Origin of the sequence: Pseudomonas sp. FP2338, from assembly GCF_030687515.1 — a bacterium.
Lineage (GTDB): Bacteria > Pseudomonadota > Gammaproteobacteria > Pseudomonadales > Pseudomonadaceae > Aquipseudomonas > Aquipseudomonas salomonii.
The window spans coordinates 571,092-586,666 of the sequence record NZ_CP117436.1; the positions used below are offsets into that span (position 1 = coordinate 571,092).

12 protein-coding genes are annotated in these 15,575 nt (G+C 60.7%); 11 read left to right on the forward strand and 1 reads right to left on the reverse strand.

Translation table 11 applies throughout. The annotated features are described in order from the left end of the window. The first annotated feature begins 121 nt into the window (after nt 1-121). From PSH96_RS02415 to PSH96_RS02450, 8 genes are all read left to right on the forward strand, one after another. On the forward strand, nt 122-457 hold the full coding sequence (locus PSH96_RS02415; RefSeq protein WP_305457238.1) for a YceK/YidQ family lipoprotein: 336 nt from the start codon (nt 122-124) through the stop codon (nt 455-457). A 133-nt stretch (nt 458-590) separates the two neighbouring features. Continuing rightward, complete coding sequence (locus PSH96_RS02420) at nt 591-2,348, forward strand: carbamoyltransferase (protein WP_305457240.1); 1,758 nt, start codon at nt 591-593, stop codon at nt 2,346-2,348. Continuing rightward, nucleotides 2,332-3,462 (forward strand): glycosyltransferase, encoded by a 1,131-nt coding sequence (locus tag PSH96_RS02425; protein ID WP_305457242.1) that lies wholly within the window; start codon nt 2,332-2,334, stop codon nt 3,460-3,462. Before PSH96_RS02420 ends, PSH96_RS02425 begins: the two co-directional genes overlap by 17 nt. Next, nucleotides 3,462-4,358 carry an antimicrobial resistance protein Mig-14 gene (locus PSH96_RS02430; protein WP_305457244.1) on the forward strand — a complete coding sequence of 299 codons (897 nt, stop codon included), beginning with the start codon at nt 3,462-3,464 and terminating at the stop codon, nt 4,356-4,358. Before PSH96_RS02425 ends, PSH96_RS02430 begins: the two co-directional genes overlap by 1 nt. Beyond that, on the forward strand, nt 4,355-5,770 hold the full coding sequence (locus tag PSH96_RS02435; protein WP_305457245.1) for a PIG-L deacetylase family protein: 1,416 nt from the start codon (nt 4,355-4,357) through the stop codon (nt 5,768-5,770). The genes PSH96_RS02430 and PSH96_RS02435 overlap by 4 nt, the downstream gene beginning before the upstream one ends. A gap of 58 nt (nt 5,771-5,828) precedes the next feature. Continuing rightward, nucleotides 5,829-6,713 carry a DUF6625 family protein gene (locus PSH96_RS02440; protein ID WP_305457247.1) on the forward strand — a complete coding sequence of 295 codons (885 nt, stop codon included), beginning with the start codon at nt 5,829-5,831 and terminating at the stop codon, nt 6,711-6,713. Then, nucleotides 6,710-7,864 (forward strand): glycosyltransferase family 4 protein, encoded by a 1,155-nt coding sequence (locus tag PSH96_RS02445; RefSeq protein WP_305457249.1) that lies wholly within the window; start codon nt 6,710-6,712, stop codon nt 7,862-7,864. The genes PSH96_RS02440 and PSH96_RS02445 overlap by 4 nt, the downstream gene beginning before the upstream one ends. Further along, nucleotides 7,861-8,745, forward strand: coding sequence for a glycosyltransferase (locus tag PSH96_RS02450; protein WP_065930703.1), 885 nt, complete (start codon nt 7,861-7,863; stop codon nt 8,743-8,745). The genes PSH96_RS02445 and PSH96_RS02450 overlap by 4 nt, the downstream gene beginning before the upstream one ends. A 278-nt stretch (nt 8,746-9,023) precedes the next feature. Here PSH96_RS02450 and PSH96_RS02455 read toward each other — a convergent pair whose 3' ends face one another. Then, a complete protein-coding gene (locus PSH96_RS02455) occupies nt 9,024-10,886 on the reverse strand; it encodes an O-antigen ligase family protein (RefSeq protein ID WP_305457252.1) in 1,863 nt (620 codons plus the stop codon). A gap of 159 nt (nt 10,887-11,045) precedes the next feature. Between PSH96_RS02455 and msbA the strand changes: the two genes are divergently transcribed. The 3 genes from msbA to PSH96_RS02470 all read left to right on the forward strand — a co-directional run bounded on the left by msbA (nt 11,046) and on the right by PSH96_RS02470 (nt 15,448). After that, the gene (msbA, locus tag PSH96_RS02460; protein ID WP_056860554.1) at nt 11,046-12,851 is read left to right on the forward strand and encodes a lipid A export permease/ATP-binding protein MsbA; all 1,806 of its coding nucleotides are present in this window, start codon (nt 11,046-11,048) and stop codon (nt 12,849-12,851) included. Nucleotides 12,852-13,095: 244 nt separating this feature from the next. Next, on the forward strand, nt 13,096-14,520 hold the full coding sequence (gene hldE, locus PSH96_RS02465) for a bifunctional D-glycero-beta-D-manno-heptose-7-phosphate kinase/D-glycero-beta-D-manno-heptose 1-phosphate adenylyltransferase HldE (RefSeq protein ID WP_017138498.1): 1,425 nt from the start codon (nt 13,096-13,098) through the stop codon (nt 14,518-14,520). After that, nucleotides 14,513-15,448: an NAD-dependent epimerase/dehydratase family protein gene (locus PSH96_RS02470; protein ID WP_305457254.1), complete on the forward strand. Its 936-nt coding sequence runs from the start codon at nt 14,513-14,515 to the stop codon at nt 15,446-15,448. Before hldE ends, PSH96_RS02470 begins: the two co-directional genes overlap by 8 nt. Nucleotides 15,449-15,575: the final 127 nt, after the last annotated feature.

The window sequence follows — 15,575 nt, forward strand, 5'->3', positions numbered from 1 at the left end:
TAACGGCTCCCTCCTGCTTTTGCCGAAGAAGAAGATTCCTACACCGTTTTGAGCTTCGAGTTATCTGTCAGTCGTCGGCGATGATGGTAGGTTCTCGCCTTTGCAAGGATTAGAGGCAACCATGAAAGGCAAAAAAGCAGGCCTGTGGGTCTTGATAGGCGGGTTTCTGGTTCTGGGCGGCTGCGGCACCGTGACCACGGCGTTCCGTGAGGATGGCGCAACGGTTCGAACGCTCAAGGCGAAAAAAACCTATTGTCAGTCTGTTCCGCGTATCTACAGCGGGGTGGCCTATGACCTCTGCGTGCTGCATGGGCCGCCGAATTCCGCAAGCGGGATCGCGTTGAACGACGTGCCATGGGCGTTTATCGATGTGCCTCTCTCCGCTGTTCTGGATACGCTCATCTTGCCCTACACGATCTACCAGCAAAATGTCGATGGCAGCATTGAGCTGCGCTAGTCCCTCGCAGCTAACAGCTTCCTACCTCTTTTACGCTATAATCCCGCCCTTTAGCTGTTTCTCGCTCAGGCGGGAGGCACACTTTTTTCAGGCGCAACCCGCCTGCATGCAGACTAAAAGAGGCTAGACCCCAGTGGCATTGACGATTCTTGGCCTGTCCGGCGCCCTTAGCCATGATCCTTCCGCAGCCCTGTATATCGACGGCAAGCTGATCGCGGCCGCCGAAGAAGAGCGCTTCGTACGCGACAAACATGCAAAGAACCGCATGCCCTACGAATCGGCGAAGTTCTGCCTGGAACAAGCCGGCATCAAGCCTTCCGACGTTGACGTGGTGGCTATCCCGTTCGCCCCGATCAGCCTGTTCGGTGAGGCGCGCTGGCACTACGCCAAGCGTTACTGGTACGCCCCGGACCGCGCCCTTGACGCGATCCTGATGGGCAACCGTCGCTACAAGCGCTACCGCAACAAGATCGTCTGGTGCCTGGAGCAACTGGGCTTCGATCCGAAGAAAATCAAGATCGAACCGGTTGAACACCACCTGGCTCACGCCTCCAGCGCTTACCACTGCTCGGGTTTCCAGGAAAAAACCGCGATCCTGGGCATCGATGGCAAAGGTGAGTACGCCACCACGTTCTTCGGCTACGGCGAAAACGGCAAGATCCACAAGATCAAGGAATTCTACGACCCGGACTCCCTGGGCGGCCTGTACGGCGCGATCACCGAGTTCCTCGGTTTCGAGATGCTCGACGGCGAGTTCAAGGTCATGGGCATGGCGCCCTATGGTGACGCCAGCAAATACGATTTCTCGCGCCTGGCCTCGTTTGAAAACGGCGAGTTGGTGATCAACACCGACTACGCCAACGTCATCGGCCTGCGCCGTTATAAAGAGAAGGGCAAAGGGTTCTACTTCTCGCCAAAACTGATCGAGTGGCTGGGCCCCAAGCGCGAAGGCGACATCGCCGACGAGCCGTACATCCACTACGCGGCCAGCATGCAGGCGCTGTTCGAGAAACTGGCCTTGCAGATGATCGACCACTACCTGGGCGACATCCTCAAGGACACCGGCAAGCTGGCGTTCGCCGGTGGTTGCGCGCTGAACGTCAAGCTGAACCAGAAGATCATTGCCCGCGATGACGTTAAAGAGCTGTTCGTGCAGCCTGCGTCCGGTGATGCTGGTACTGCGGTGGGCGCGGCGGCCTATGTGTCCCACGCCCGTGGTGTGCCGGTGGAGAAGATGGAACACGTCTACCTCGGCCCGTCCTACAGCAACGAAGACGTGATTGCCGCGTGCGCCAAGCACGAAAGCAAGCCGGTATGGCGCCAGATCGAAAACATGCCCAAGCGCATCGCCAAAATCATGGTCGACGGCAACCCGGTGGCCTGGTTCCAGGGCCGCATGGAGTTTGGCCCGCGTGCCCTCGGCGGTCGTTCGATCATCGGTTGCCCGAGCGCCACCGGCGTGGCTGACCGCATCAACCACCAGATCAAGTTCCGCGAGCGCTGGAGGCCTTTCTGCCCGTCGATGCTCGACACCGTGGCTCCACAGATGATCAAGGTCGATCACCCGGCGCCGTTCATGACCTTCACCTTTGAAGTGTCTGAAGAGTGGAAAACCCGCGTACCGGAAGTGGTCCATGAAGATGGCACCTCCCGCGCCCAGGTGCTCAAGCGCGAATACAACCCGCGTTACTACGACATGATGAAAGAGCTGGAAGTATTGACCGGCAACGGCGTGTCGTTGAACACCTCGCTCAACCGCCGTGGCGAGGCGATGATCTGCTCGCCGACCGACGCGCTGAACATGTTCTTCGGCTCCGACCTGCAGTACCTGATCATGGAAGACATCCTGGTCGTCAAAGACGGCGTGGACCCTTATGACTCGGTCGGCTGAACGCCACGTCCTGCAGTTCTGCCACGGCTATGACGGGCCGTTCCTGGACTGCGCGCGGCAGTACGCCAGCCTGTTCGCAGGCACCGGCTACAAGGTGACCACGGTGTTTCTCACCGGGGTCGCCGACCCCGATGTCGCCGCCGGTTGCGCCTCTGATGAAGTGCTGTTCATGGAGTTCAGCTCCAAGGCCATTCGTGGCCTCAAGCTGGGCGCCATCCGTGAATTGCGCAAGATCGCCGCATCGCGCAACTTCAGTTTCTGCATCGCCCACCGCTTCAAGCCGATCTACATCGCCTTGCTCGGTACACGCCTGCCAGTGATCGGCGTGCATCACGCCTTTGGTGATTATCAACGCCGCAGCCGCAAGCTGTTTGCTTCGATTTTCAGCAAGCGCTTGAGCCTGCTCGGTGTGTCCGATGCGGTGCGCGACGATATGCGCCGCTGCCTCCCGGCCTGGCCGGCGGCACGTATCCAGACCTTGTATAACCGCATCGATGTGCAGGCCATGCAAGCGTTGCAGGTGTCGGCCGATGAGGCGCGTGATGCCTTGGGGCTGTCGCCGGATGAGTGGGTGGTCGGCAATGTCGGCCGCCTGCACCCGGACAAGGACCAAGCCACCTTGCTCAAAGGCTTTGCCTTGGCCTTGCCGCATTTGCCGGCGCAGAGCCGGTTGGCGATCCTCGGCACCGGCCGCCTGGAGCAAGACCTCAAGTCGCTGGCCCGCGAGCTGGGCATTGCCGAACAGGTACTGTTCCTCGGCCAGGTGCCGGATGCGCGCCGGTATTTCCGTGCATTCGACGTCTTTGCCCTCAGCTCCGACCACGAGCCGTTCGGCATGGTGCTGCTGGAGGCCATGGCCGCTGGCGTGCCGCTGCTCGCCACGTCGTGTGGCGGCGCGCGGGAAGTGGTTGAAGGCGTGGGCATCCTGTTTCCGTTTGGCGATGCCGACCACTTGGGGCAGGGCCTTCGGCATTTGGCCGCGATGGATCGTCAGCAGCACCAGCAGTGCGCCGAGATGATGCTTGAACGCCTGCACCAGCGGTTTTCGGATCAGGCCGTGCGCGATACCTTCTGGCAGTTGCCTGCTGTCACCGAACTGACCGCGAGGGCTTGATGCTCAATCGATTCCAAGGCTTTCGCGAGCGCGGTTGGTCGGTCGTTGACGCGCCGACCTACAGCGATGCCTGGCAGCGTTTTGGCGGCAGTGTCGCCACCCATCCGCAGGTGGTCGAGCGTCTGGCCGGGCTGGCCGAAATTCCGGTGCGCTATTTGGCCTGGGAGCAGGGCGGCGAACTTAAAGCCTGCATTGCGACCTGGGGGCGCGACCTGGCGTTGTCCAAGGACGTGCTCAAGCGCAATGGCAAAAAAGGCTTGTTCGACCTCGGCAACGCCGAGTTGATCCTGCCCGCCGCCGTCGATGCCCAGGCGCCGCTGCGCCATCGCGCGCGTTACCTGTCGGCCCTGAATGAAGGCCGTTTTATCGGCATCAAGCTTCAGGCCGAACAGTTGGCCATGGCGCGTACGCCTGAAGAACTGTCGAAAAAGTTTCGCTATAACCAGCGCCGTGAATTGCGCCTGCTGGAAGAAGCGGGCGGTGTGGTGCGGCCGGTGCAGGACTTCTCCAGCGCCGAGCTGGCGGCGATCTACTGCGACCTGTTCCAGCGCCGCTGGGGCTTCGCGGCCACCGGTGCCGCGCACATGGCGCAGGTGATCGAGCTGCTGCGTGAGTGGCTGATCGGATCGGTGATTTTCCTCAACGATGCGCCGATTGCCGTGCAGCTGGTGTATCGCGTTGAAGCGCGGCAGTGGGTCAGCGTCGAATACATCAATGGCGGCGTAGACCCCGAAACCCGTGCCTTCAGCCCCGGCAGCGTGCTGAGCTTCCTCAATACGCAAAGTGCCTGGGAACAGGCGCGTGAAGTCGGCAAGCCCCTGCGCTTTTCGTTCGGCCGCGCGGACCGTGAGTACAAGGACCGCTGGTGCAACCCCGTGCCGGTGTTCACCGTATGAGTGCCTCGACAAGCCGCAAGCAGGCGCTGCTCAAGCGCCATCGCCGCAATAAGCGCATCGGGCTGCTGGTCAGCTTGCTGGTGCTGATTGCGGTGGGTGTGCTGGTGGCCTGGTGGTTGCCGCTGCTGTTGGCGGTGCTGGCCTGGGTGGCCCATGAAGCCTGGTTCGCCGACCATCTGTTTTACTCGCCCAAAGACGACTATCAGTATCAATTTGCCACCGATACCGAACAGCCCAAGGTGACCCTGGACAAGGGCCGGTTGGTGCTGGGCCAGGCGCTGGAGCTGGCGGGTGATGAGACCTTGATCCTCGCACTGCGGCTCAAGAGCAACCTGCTGGGGCGTTTTATCGACCCGTATGTCGCGTTGCCGGGCGGCGACCGCCAAGTGTTCGAGCGCGGCGTCAACGGCCTGCGCTACCTCAACCTCACCGGCCAGGCGCAAGCCTTGCTCGCTGGGCAGTTGCTATTGCGTGGCCGGTTTTGCCGAGTACAGGGTGAGCCTGTGCTGTCGGTATTCCGCCAGCCAGATGTGCGTCAGCAGCGGGTGATGGTGATTGCACCGCATGCCGACGACGCCGAACTGGCTGCCTTTGGCCTGTACAGCCAGGCAGCACAGCCCTGGATTGTGACGCTGACCGCCGGAGAGATCGAAGCCGAGCATTATCAGCACATGGGCCTGGGCAAGCCTGAAGCGGCACGCCTCAAGGGCCGGCTGCGAGCCTGGGACAGTATTGCCGTGCCGCGCTGGGCTGGCGTGCCGCAGGAACACTGCGTTCAGCTCGGGTACTTTTGCCTGCAGTTGGCGGCGATGAAAGCTGAGCCTGCACGTGCCATTGCGTCGCGGGAAGCCGAGTTGAGCGATATTCGCCTGTTTCGCCAATTCAACCCGTTCCCGCTGCCCGCTGATGCCGACGGCCAGCCGACCTGGAACAACCTGCTGGCGGACCTGCGTGCCGTGCTGTTGAGGGCGCGTCCTGAGGTCATCGTGTTGCCGCATCCGGTGATCGATCCGCACCCCGACCATATCTGCGCGCAGCAAGCCGTCCTGGAAGCCTTGCAGGGCCTGGAATGGCAGCCGACTACCTTGCTCGGCTACGCCAACCACCTGCATGACAACGACCGCTGGCCGATGGGGGATTCGGGCAATAGTGTCGCTTTGCCGCCATGCTTCGATTCCTCTTACATTTTGCAACCATATTGCCTGCCAGTATCGGAGGAGCGGCAGTGTGAAAAGGCCATGTCGCTGGGCATGATGCATGACTTGCAACCGCAGATGCCGTTCAAACGGCGGGTGCGGCGAGTCATACAGCGTCTGCTGGCTGGAAGGGCCGTCTCGCCGTGGGGTGAGAACGAGTTTTTCCGCAAGGCCATTCGGCGTCATGAACTCTTTTGGTTCATCAAGCACAAGTAACGTTAAGCAACGTGGTGGCGCGTAGCGCGCTCCAGTACCAAATGACAGTGAGTCCCCCTTGAGCAATCCATGCCCCCGCATCCTTTTCATTATTCCTTACTTTGGCCGCTGGCCATTCTGGATGCCGTTTTTTCTCGAAAGCTGCCGCCACAACGCTGACATTGACTGGTTGCTGTTCAGCGACTGCCCGATGCCGGCCAATGTGCCGGACAATGTCCGCATCGAAAGCATCACCTTTGCCGATTACTGCGCGCTGGTTTCCCAGCGGCTGTACATCAATTTTGCGCCCCAGGCGCCGTACAAGTTGTGCGACATCAAGCCGGCGCTGGGGCATATCCACGCTGACCGCCTCAACGGTTACGATTTTTGGGCGTTTGGCGATCTGGACCTGATCTACGGCAACCTGCGCGAGTATTTCACCGCCGAGCGCTTGGCCAGCTATGACTTGTTTTCAACCCACGAGCGGCGGGTCGCCGGGCATTTGTGCCTGATGCGTAACACGCCCCGGAAGCGGCATGCGTTCATGCACATCAAGGATTGGGAGGCGCGTTTTACCGATCAGGCGCATCATGCGCTGGATGAAGGCGCCTTCAGTCGGATTTTCCTGTGGCGCAAGAATTTCCCCAAGCCGCTGTTCGAGTTGGTCGGCAAGTTCAACCCATGGCGTCGGCGCAGTGAGTTCACCGAGGCGTTCAGCACGCCCGGTGGTGTGATCAAATGGCACGACGGCAGTGATCGCTTCCCGCATCAATGGTTCTGGAACAAGGGCCGCCTGACCAACGACAGGGATGGTGAACGGGAATTTCCGTATTTCCATTTTGTCTGCTGGAAGCGTAATCAGTGGCCGTTGCTAACGGAGCCTGACGCCGAGTACGTCCAGACGCTGGCGGCTGAAACAGCCTGGGTGGTTGATGCCACAGGGTTCCATCGAGGAGAGTTATGAGTCGGCGTTTCAAGGTCCTGCAACTGCAGCCTGACTACAATGTTAAATCCCATGACTTTGCCGACCTGGCCGAGCAGATCGTCAAGGCATTGCCTGCCGAGCGCTACGAGGTCACCGCCGCGTTCCTGCGTGGCAAGCCGGCGCCTGGCGAACCGGTCAGCCGGGCGGCCAAGTCGGTCTACTTCGAGTTTTCCGACAAGTCGCTCAAGGGCTTGCGGCTGCGCGCCATGTGGCAACTGTATAAGTTCTGCCGCCGCGAACAGTTCGACGTGGTGGTGTGCAACCGCTTCAAGCCGGTCAACATGATGTTGCAGCTCAACCGTTGGTTGAAGATCCCGCTGTGCATCGGCATCTCCCACGGCTTTGGCGAGTATGACCGCCTGTACCGGCGCAAGCAGGCGCAGCGCTGGATCGACGCGCACTGGCGCTTTGTCGGGGTGTCACCGGCGGTCAAGCAATACCTGCTGGATTGCCAGTGCGGGTTTACCGACCAGAATACCTACGCGATTACCAATGCCATCGACATCGAGCAGGCCGAAGGCTTGCAGCATTCACGCACGCGTGCGCGCGAGTTGCTGGGCATCGACCCTTCGGTGCGCCTGATCGGCGCCTTGGGCCGGCTGGTGCCGGTCAAAGGCCACACCTATTTGCTGCAAGCGTTCGCGGCGCTCAAAGAAAAATACCCAAGCGCGCAACTGGCGATCATTGGCGCCGGGCGCGAAGAGGCCAACCTGGCCACGCAAATCAAGAACCTTGGCCTGGATGGGCGCGTGCACCTGTTGGGCTTCAAGGAAAACGCGCTGCAATACGTGCGTGCCTTTGACATTTGGGCAATGCCTTCGCTCGCAGAAGGCCTGGGCCTGGCGCTGCTGGAAGGCATGAGCGGCCGCCTGCCGGTGATTGCCTCCAGCGTGCCGGCCATGTTGCCGTTGATCGAAGGCGCCGGTGGCCTGGCGGTGGAGCCGGCCAACGTGCCCCAACTGACCGAGGCGCTGGACACCTACCTGGCGCTGTCCGACGAGGCGCTCGCACAAAAAGGCGAGCAGGCCTACCAGTACCTTCAGGCGCAACACGACATTGAGGTATTCCGTCAGGAGTACCTGGAGCTGATCGATTCAGGGTTGGCTCAAGCACGCGGGAAGAATGTATGAACCAGAGTCAGCCCTTGGTCACGGTGATCATTGCGTCGTATAACCATGCGCCCTACATTGAGGAAAGTATCCTCAGTGTGTTGAACCAGACCTATCCCAACATCGAACTGCTGGTGGTCGACGATGGCTCGACAGACGACAGTGTCGAGCGCATCCGTCGCCTGCAGGAACATCATACGTTCGATTTTCGTGTGCAGCAGAACCAGGGGCTGACCAACACCCTCAACGGCGCGATTGCGCGGTCCCAGGGGCCGCTGATCGTGCCGTTCGGTTCGGACGACATCATGATGCCCGAGCGCATCGCGACCCAGGTGGCCTATATGGATGGCAAGCCTGAGGTGGGCATCTGCGCGGGCAATATCGAGCTGATCGACTCCCAGGGTGAGCTGTTCCCGGAGAAGCGCCAGCGCCGTGATGTGCCGTTTCGACGCCTGGATTTCGACGACATGTTTCTGGAGCGCAAACCTTACCCGCCGGCGCCTACGCTGATGATCCGGCGCGAGGCGCTGGAAAAGGTCGGTGGGTTTGACCCGCAGATTCGCCTGGAAGACTTGCTGATCGAGTTGAAGATCACCCACGCCGGGTACTTCATCGATGGTTTGAACGTGGTGATGGCGCGCTACCGCAAGCACGCCACCAATTCGTACAAGAATCATCGATTCATGATCGATAACATCCTGCGCACCTACGCGTTGTTCAGTGATCACCCGCTGTACGACGAGGTGCGTTACAAATTCCTCAGCTCCATGTTCCTCAAGACCTCCAACCGCAACCGTGCATTGGCGAGGGAGCTGTTGGCGCAGATCCCGTTTCGGGCCTGGAACAAGAAGACGTGGCGCGGCTTGGGTCGCCTGTATTTTTCCCCGCTGGAAAAAGACTGATTCCAAGATCAGGGCAGCACACCTTCACCGTGTGTGCCGCAATCTAAATGTGGGAGCTGGCTTGCCTGCGATGGCATCAACTCGGTGTACCTGATGTACCGAGGTGTCTGCATCGCAGGCAAGCCAGCTCCCACAGCAAAGCAGCTCTAAAACCGCATGCGGTCAACTGTGGGAGCGGGCTTGCTCGCGAATGCGGTGGGTTAGTCAATTTATCTGTCACTGACACACCGCATTCGCGAGCAAGCTCCCTCCCACATCTGTTTGTGCCGAATACGACCTCAGGCCGCCGGGCGTGCGAGTGTCAGCACCTGCTCGCGGATTTTCTGCGTGGCGTGCGGCGAAGCCACCGAGGCATAGCCCTTGGCCAATTGCTCAAAGTGCGCTTCGAACAACCAATTGCGATCCTGCGCATAGCGTTGCATATGCTTGAGGTTGCGCTGGCGCAGCGTGTTGCGCAGCGCTGACGGATAGACGCGCATATCCGCCACGTCGATCAGGCCGAACTCTCCGTCTTCCAGCAGCAATACATTGCCCAGGTGTAGGGAGCGGAAGTAGACACCGCGCTCATGCAACTGGGCCATAAACCGGCCGAACCGTTCGATCAGCGATTCGCGCAGGCTGCTGTCCAGGCTTTGCAAGGCCTGGCGCAACGTCAGGCCCGGCAGTGGCTGGTAACGCACGGCGGTGCTGCCGTCGTGCAGGCTGTACAGGTCAAGGATCGGCGGTGACACAATGCCCAGTGCCTGGAGCTGTTCGCTGTTGCAGGCAAACCGTTCCGAATACGGATTGAATGTGCCCGAGGTGTACCAGCGTCGAGCCCTGAACAGCTTGAGGTAGCTGCCATCGCCCAGGCGCAGGACTTTAGGCCCCAGGCCATCTTCCTCGACGATATGAGCGCCTTCGCACAGGGCTTTGAATGCCTGTGGCTTGGGCGTGCTCACCACAATGCGCAGCAGGCTATGGCGCCGTTTGGCGATGCTCAGGCCGGCGATCAGAGCGAGGGGGATCCACAGCAGGAACCAGTGCTCCTTGGGCCGCGACAGGATGCCACCGCCTTCGGTGAGCCCCGCGCCAATGCCATAGGCCAGCAGCGAGGAGGTCAGGATAAACAGCGGCTGCGCGCGTTCCTTAAGCCCTGCGTACAGCCCGCGGCCCAGCATGAAGATCCACGGGATAAAGCCGATGATGCCGACGTAATAAAGCACGCCCAAGGCAAAGCTGTGGGGTTCGCGCAGCGGTTCAAAATCGTAGTTGGCAGGTTTCACATACAGTTCGGAGTCGTAGCTGTGGCCGAGCCATGGATGGTCGGAGATGCGTTCGAGGATGATTTGCCAGATTTCGAAGCGAAATGAGCTGCCGCGCTCGGTGATATGTTGCGGGTAAAACAGCAGCAGGCCGGCGGCCGCCAGCACCAGGGCGCCAATCATCAGCGCCGAGCGCCGGTTGCGGCTGAGCAGGCCCATCCAAAGGACTGCCATCACCAGTGCAACCAATGGCGTCCTGGAACCGGTGGCCAGAATTGCCAGGGCCATGACCGCCAGGGCAGGTGCGCTGAGCCACAGTACGCGCAAGCGTTTGGTGGTGACGCAGAGGTAAAGCCAATACACGCAGAAAAAGCCGAACAGGTGGGAACTGAGCAGCGGGTTGTCCAGGGCGCCCAGGCCGCCAATCATGCGCATGCTCGGCGCAAAGCCTTTGACGAATGCCACCAGGTTTAACAGCGTCACCACCAGCGCAATCACGGCGGCGCTGAAGAAGATCGGCTTGAACAGGTCATTGCGGTAGTGCAGCAGCAGCCCGCAGCCGGCAAACAGCATGAACGTCTGCAGCGGGATCTTGAACAGGTTCGAGTCGCCAGTGGGCTCCGGGCTCCAGAGCACCGTGATCATGGCCCATGCGCAAAACGCCGTGAAGGCAAGCACCAGCGGCTCGCGCAGTAACGCTTTGAGTTCCCGTGGGCGCAGGCACAGCAAGAGCAAGGCCGGCAGGGCGAAGAAAATGTAGAAGCCGCGGTGCATGACATTGCGATTGTTGACGAAGAACAGCGAACTCAAAAGCAACAACAAGCCAATGGGCAAAATCCAGAGGACCAGGAAGTCGAAAACGCGATTTGTGCCGTAGGTAAGGCGCTTGGAGTGCATACAGTAAAGCCGTTCCAGAATAGAGAAAGCCGACCATGTTAAGACAGTGGCTATATAATGTCGCCCTTTGGATCCAGCCGGGCCGCGGGTTACGTCGGGTGCAAGTACAACAGAGAAGCTGTGCTAAAGTCAGCCTCCTTTTTCAAAACGCCGCGTGATATGACCGACTCCAGTCCGAGCGCAAGCCCTTCGAGCTTGAAAATATACTTCCGCCTGCTCATGTACGTTAAGCCCTACGCCGGCTTGTTCGCGTTGAGTATTGTCGGATTTCTGATTTTCGCGTCGACCCAGCCTATGCTGGGGTACATCCTCAAGTACTTTGTCGACGGCCTATCCAACCCTGACGCCGTGCTGTTCCCCAGCGTACCCTTCCTGCGTGACATGAAATTGTTGCAAGCCGTGCCGTTGCTGATCATTTTGATCGCTGCCTGGCAGGGTTTGGGTTCGTTCCTGGGCAACTATTTGCTGGCCAAGGTATCCCTGGGCCTGGTCCATGACCTGCGCGTGCAGTTGTTCAACAACCTGCTGACGCTGCCCAACCGCTACTTTGACAACCACAACTCCGGGCACCTGATTTCGCGCATCACCTTCAACGTGACCATGGTTACGGGCGCGGCCACCGATGCCATCAAGGTGGTGATCCGTGAAGGCATGACGGTGATCTTCCTGTTTGCCTCGCTGCTGTTCATGAACTGGCGCCTGACGCTGGTGATGATCGCCATCCTGCCGTTGATTGCGGTGATGGTCAGCACGGCCAGCAAGAAATTCCGCAAGCAGAGCAAGAAAATCCAGGTGGCCATGGGTGATGTGACCCACGTGGCTTCGGAAACCATCCAGGGCTATCGCGTGGTGCGCAGCTTCGGCGGTGAAGTCTACGAAGAGAAACGCTTCTTCAAGGCCAGCCAGGGCAACACCGACAAGCAACTGCGCATGACCCGCACCGGAGCTATTTACACCCCGTTGCTGCAACTGGTGATCTACACCGCCATGGCGGTGCTGATGTTCCTGGTGCTCTACCTGCGTGGTGACGCATCGGCCGGTGACATGGTGGCTTACATCACCTTGGCCGGGCTGTTGCCCAAGCCGATCCGTCAACTGTCGGAAGTCAGCTCGACCATCCAGAAAGGCGTGGCCGGTGCTGAAAGCATTTTCGAACAGCTGGACGAAGAGCAGGAAGTGGATCGCGGCAGCGTCGAGCGCGACAAGGTCAGCGGCCGCCTGGAAGTGCGTAACCTGAACTTCACTTACCCAGGCACCGAGCGCCATGTGCTCAAGGACATCACCTTTACCGCAGAGCCTGGGCAGATGATCGCCCTGGTGGGCCGTTCCGGCAGCGGCAAGTCCACACTGGCCAGCCTGATCCCGCGTTTCTACCATCACGAAAGCGGCGAAATCCTGCTCGACGGCGTAGAGATCGAAGACTACAAGCTGCTCAACCTGCGCAAGCACATTGCCCAAGTGACCCAGCATGTCACGCTGTTCAGCGACACTGTGACCAACAACATCGCCTACGGCGACCTGGCCGGCGCGCCACGGGCCGACGTTGAAGCGGCGGCGGCGGATGCTTACGCCAAGGACTTCATCGACCAACTGCCGAAAGGCTTCGATACCCAGGTCGGTGAAAACGGCGTGCTGCTGTCCGGCGGCCAACGTCAGCGCCTGGCAATCGCCCGGGCCTTGCTGAAGAACGCGCCACTGCTGATTCTGGACGAGGCCACCTCGGCCCTCGACACCGAATCCGAGCGGCACATTCAGGCGGCCCTGGACAAGGTCATGCAAGGCCGCACGACCCTGGTGATTGCCCACCGCCTGTCCACCATCGAGAAGGCCGACCTGATCCTGGTGATGGACGACGGCCGGATTGTCGAGCGCGGCAGCCACGCCGAGCTGCTGGCCCAGAACGGCTACTACGCCCGCCTGCATGCCATGGGCCTGGATGCCCCGGTGCCGGCCGACATCACCTGAACCTTGTGGGAGCGGGCTCTTGTGGCGAGGGAGCTTGCTCCCGCTGGGCGACGTAGTCGCCCCAAAACAACACTGTGTTTCTCTGTTAAAACGCGGTGCCGCCTTCAGGAGTGCTTCGCACTCCAGCGGGAGCAAGCTCCCTCGCCACAAAGGTTCCCCGGGATCTTCTGTCACACCCTCCACAAGCCTCCCATAACCCTGTGCTAATATCGCGCCCCTGTTCATTTTGTATGTGGGTTGCTCCATGAAGTTGTCCATGCCGCGATTCGATCAAGCCCCTGTCTTGGTGGTCGGCGATGTCATGCTCGACCGTTACTGGCATGGCGGTACCTCACGGATTTCCCCTGAGGCACCGGTACCGGTAGTCAAGGTCGAGCAAATCGAAGACCGTCCAGGTGGCGCTGCCAACGTTGCCCTCAATATTGCCGCCCTCGGCGCCCCGGCCTCCCTGGTGGGTGTGACCGGCGACGACGAAGCCGCCGACAGCCTGGCCAACAGCCTGCGCGGTGCCGGCGTGCGTGCGCTGTTCCAGCGCATTGCCCATCAGCCGACCATCGTCAAGCTGCGGGTCATGAGCCGTCACCAGCAATTGCTGCGTATCGATTTCGAAGAACCCTTCGCCACCGACGCCCTGGCCCTCAGTGGTCAGGTTGACGCGTTGCTCGAAGGTATCAAGGTGCTGGTGTTGTCCGACTACGGCAAAGGCGCCTTGAAAAACCACCAGATGCTGATCCAGGCCGCCAAGGCCCGTGGCATTCCGGTTCTGGCCGATCCCAAGGGCAAGGACTTCTCGATTTATCGGGGTGCCAGCCTGATCACGCCAAACCTCAGCGAGTTCGAAGCCATTGTCGGCGGTTGCGCCGATGAGCATGAGCTGGTGACCAAAGGCGCGGCGCTGATGGCCGACCTCGACCTGGGCGCCTTGCTGGTCACCCGTGGCGAGCACGGCATGACCCTGCTGCGCCCGGACCACCCGGCGATGCACTTGCCGGCGCGTGCCCGTGAAGTGTTCGACGTCACCGGAGCCGGTGACACGGTCATCTCCACCCTGGCCGCCTCGATTGCGGCCGGTGAAGAACTGCCCCACGCCGTGGCCCTGGCCAATCTGGCGGCGGGCATTGTGGTCGGCAAACTGGGTACCGCAGCTATCAGCGCGCCTGAGCTGCGCCGGGCGATCCAGCGTTCCGAAGGCTCGGAGCGCGGCGTGCTGGGTATCGAGCAATTGCTGCTGGCCATTGACGACGCCCGTGCCCACAAAGAAAGCATCGTGTTCACCAACGGCTGCTTCGATATCCTGCATGCTGGCCACGTTACTTATCTGGAACAGGCGCGCGCCCAAGGCGACCGCCTGATCGTGGCGGTCAACGATGACGCTTCGGTGAGCCGCTTGAAAGGCCCGGGACGTCCGATCAACAGTGTCGATCGCCGCATGGCGGTATTGGCCGGTCTTGGTGCGGTGGACTGGGTGATCAGCTTCTCTGAAGGCACCCCGGAAAACCTGCTGGCCCAAGTCAAGCCGGACGTGCTGGTCAAGGGTGGCGACTATTCTGTCGACCAGGTTGTGGGGGCCGACATCGTCAGCGCCTACGGCGGTACGGTCAAAGTGCTGGGGTTGGTTGAAAACAGCTCGACCACGGCCATTGTCGAGAAGATCCGCAACAATGAGTAATGCTGAAAAGTGGGTGTTGATCACCGGAGGTGCCGGCTTTATCGGCTCGCACTTGGTCGATGCGCTACTCGCCAAGGGCTATGCCGTGCGGGTGCTGGATGACCTGTCCACCGGCAAGCGCAGCAATCTGCCGCTGGATAACCCCCGCGTAGAGCTGATTGAAGGCAATGTCGCTAATGCCGAGCTGGTGGCGCAAGCTGCCATCGGCGCCACCGCCGTGGTGCACCTGGCCGCAGTGGCCTCAGTGCAGGCCTCGGTGGATGATCCGGTGAGCACGCACCAGAGCAATTTCGTCGGCACCCTGAATGTCTGCGAAGCCATGCGCAAGGCCGGCGTGAAGCGTGTGGTGTTTGCCTCCAGCGCGGCGGTATATGGCAACAACGGCGAGGGCGCTTCGATTGACGAAGAGACCACCAAGGCGCCGCTGACGCCTTATGCGTCGGACAAGTTGGCGGGTGAGCACTACTTCGATTTCTATCGCCGCCAGCATGGCCTGGAGCCGGTGATTTTCCGTTTCTTCAACATCTTCGGGCCACGCCAGGATCCGTCATCGCCGTATTCCGGCGTGATCAGTATCTTCAGCGAGCGCGTGCAGCAGGGTGTGCCGATCAGCGTGTTTGGCGACGGCGAGCAAACCCGGGATTTCATGTACGTGGAAGACCTGGTGGATGTGCTGGTCCAGGCCATCGAAGCACCCGAAGCGCCACTGGGCGCGATCAACGTGGGATGGAACCGCACGACCACGCTCAAGCAGGTGTTGCAGGCGCTGGAAGAGGTGGTGGGGCAGTTGCCGGTGATCACTTACGGGCCGGCGCGCTCGGGGGATATCCGCCATTCACGGGCGAATAACCAGCGGCTGTTGGCGAGCTTTACGCTGCCGGAGCCGACGCCGCTGAAGGTCGGCCTGGAGCGCTTGCTTAACAGCTGACCTCGGTCACCTGTGGGAGCTGGCTTGTGTGGGAGCTGGCTTGCCTGCGATGCAGGCAACTCGGTACATCAGGCAAACCCAGTTGATGCCATCGCAGGCAAGCCAGCTCCCACACAAGCCAGCGCCC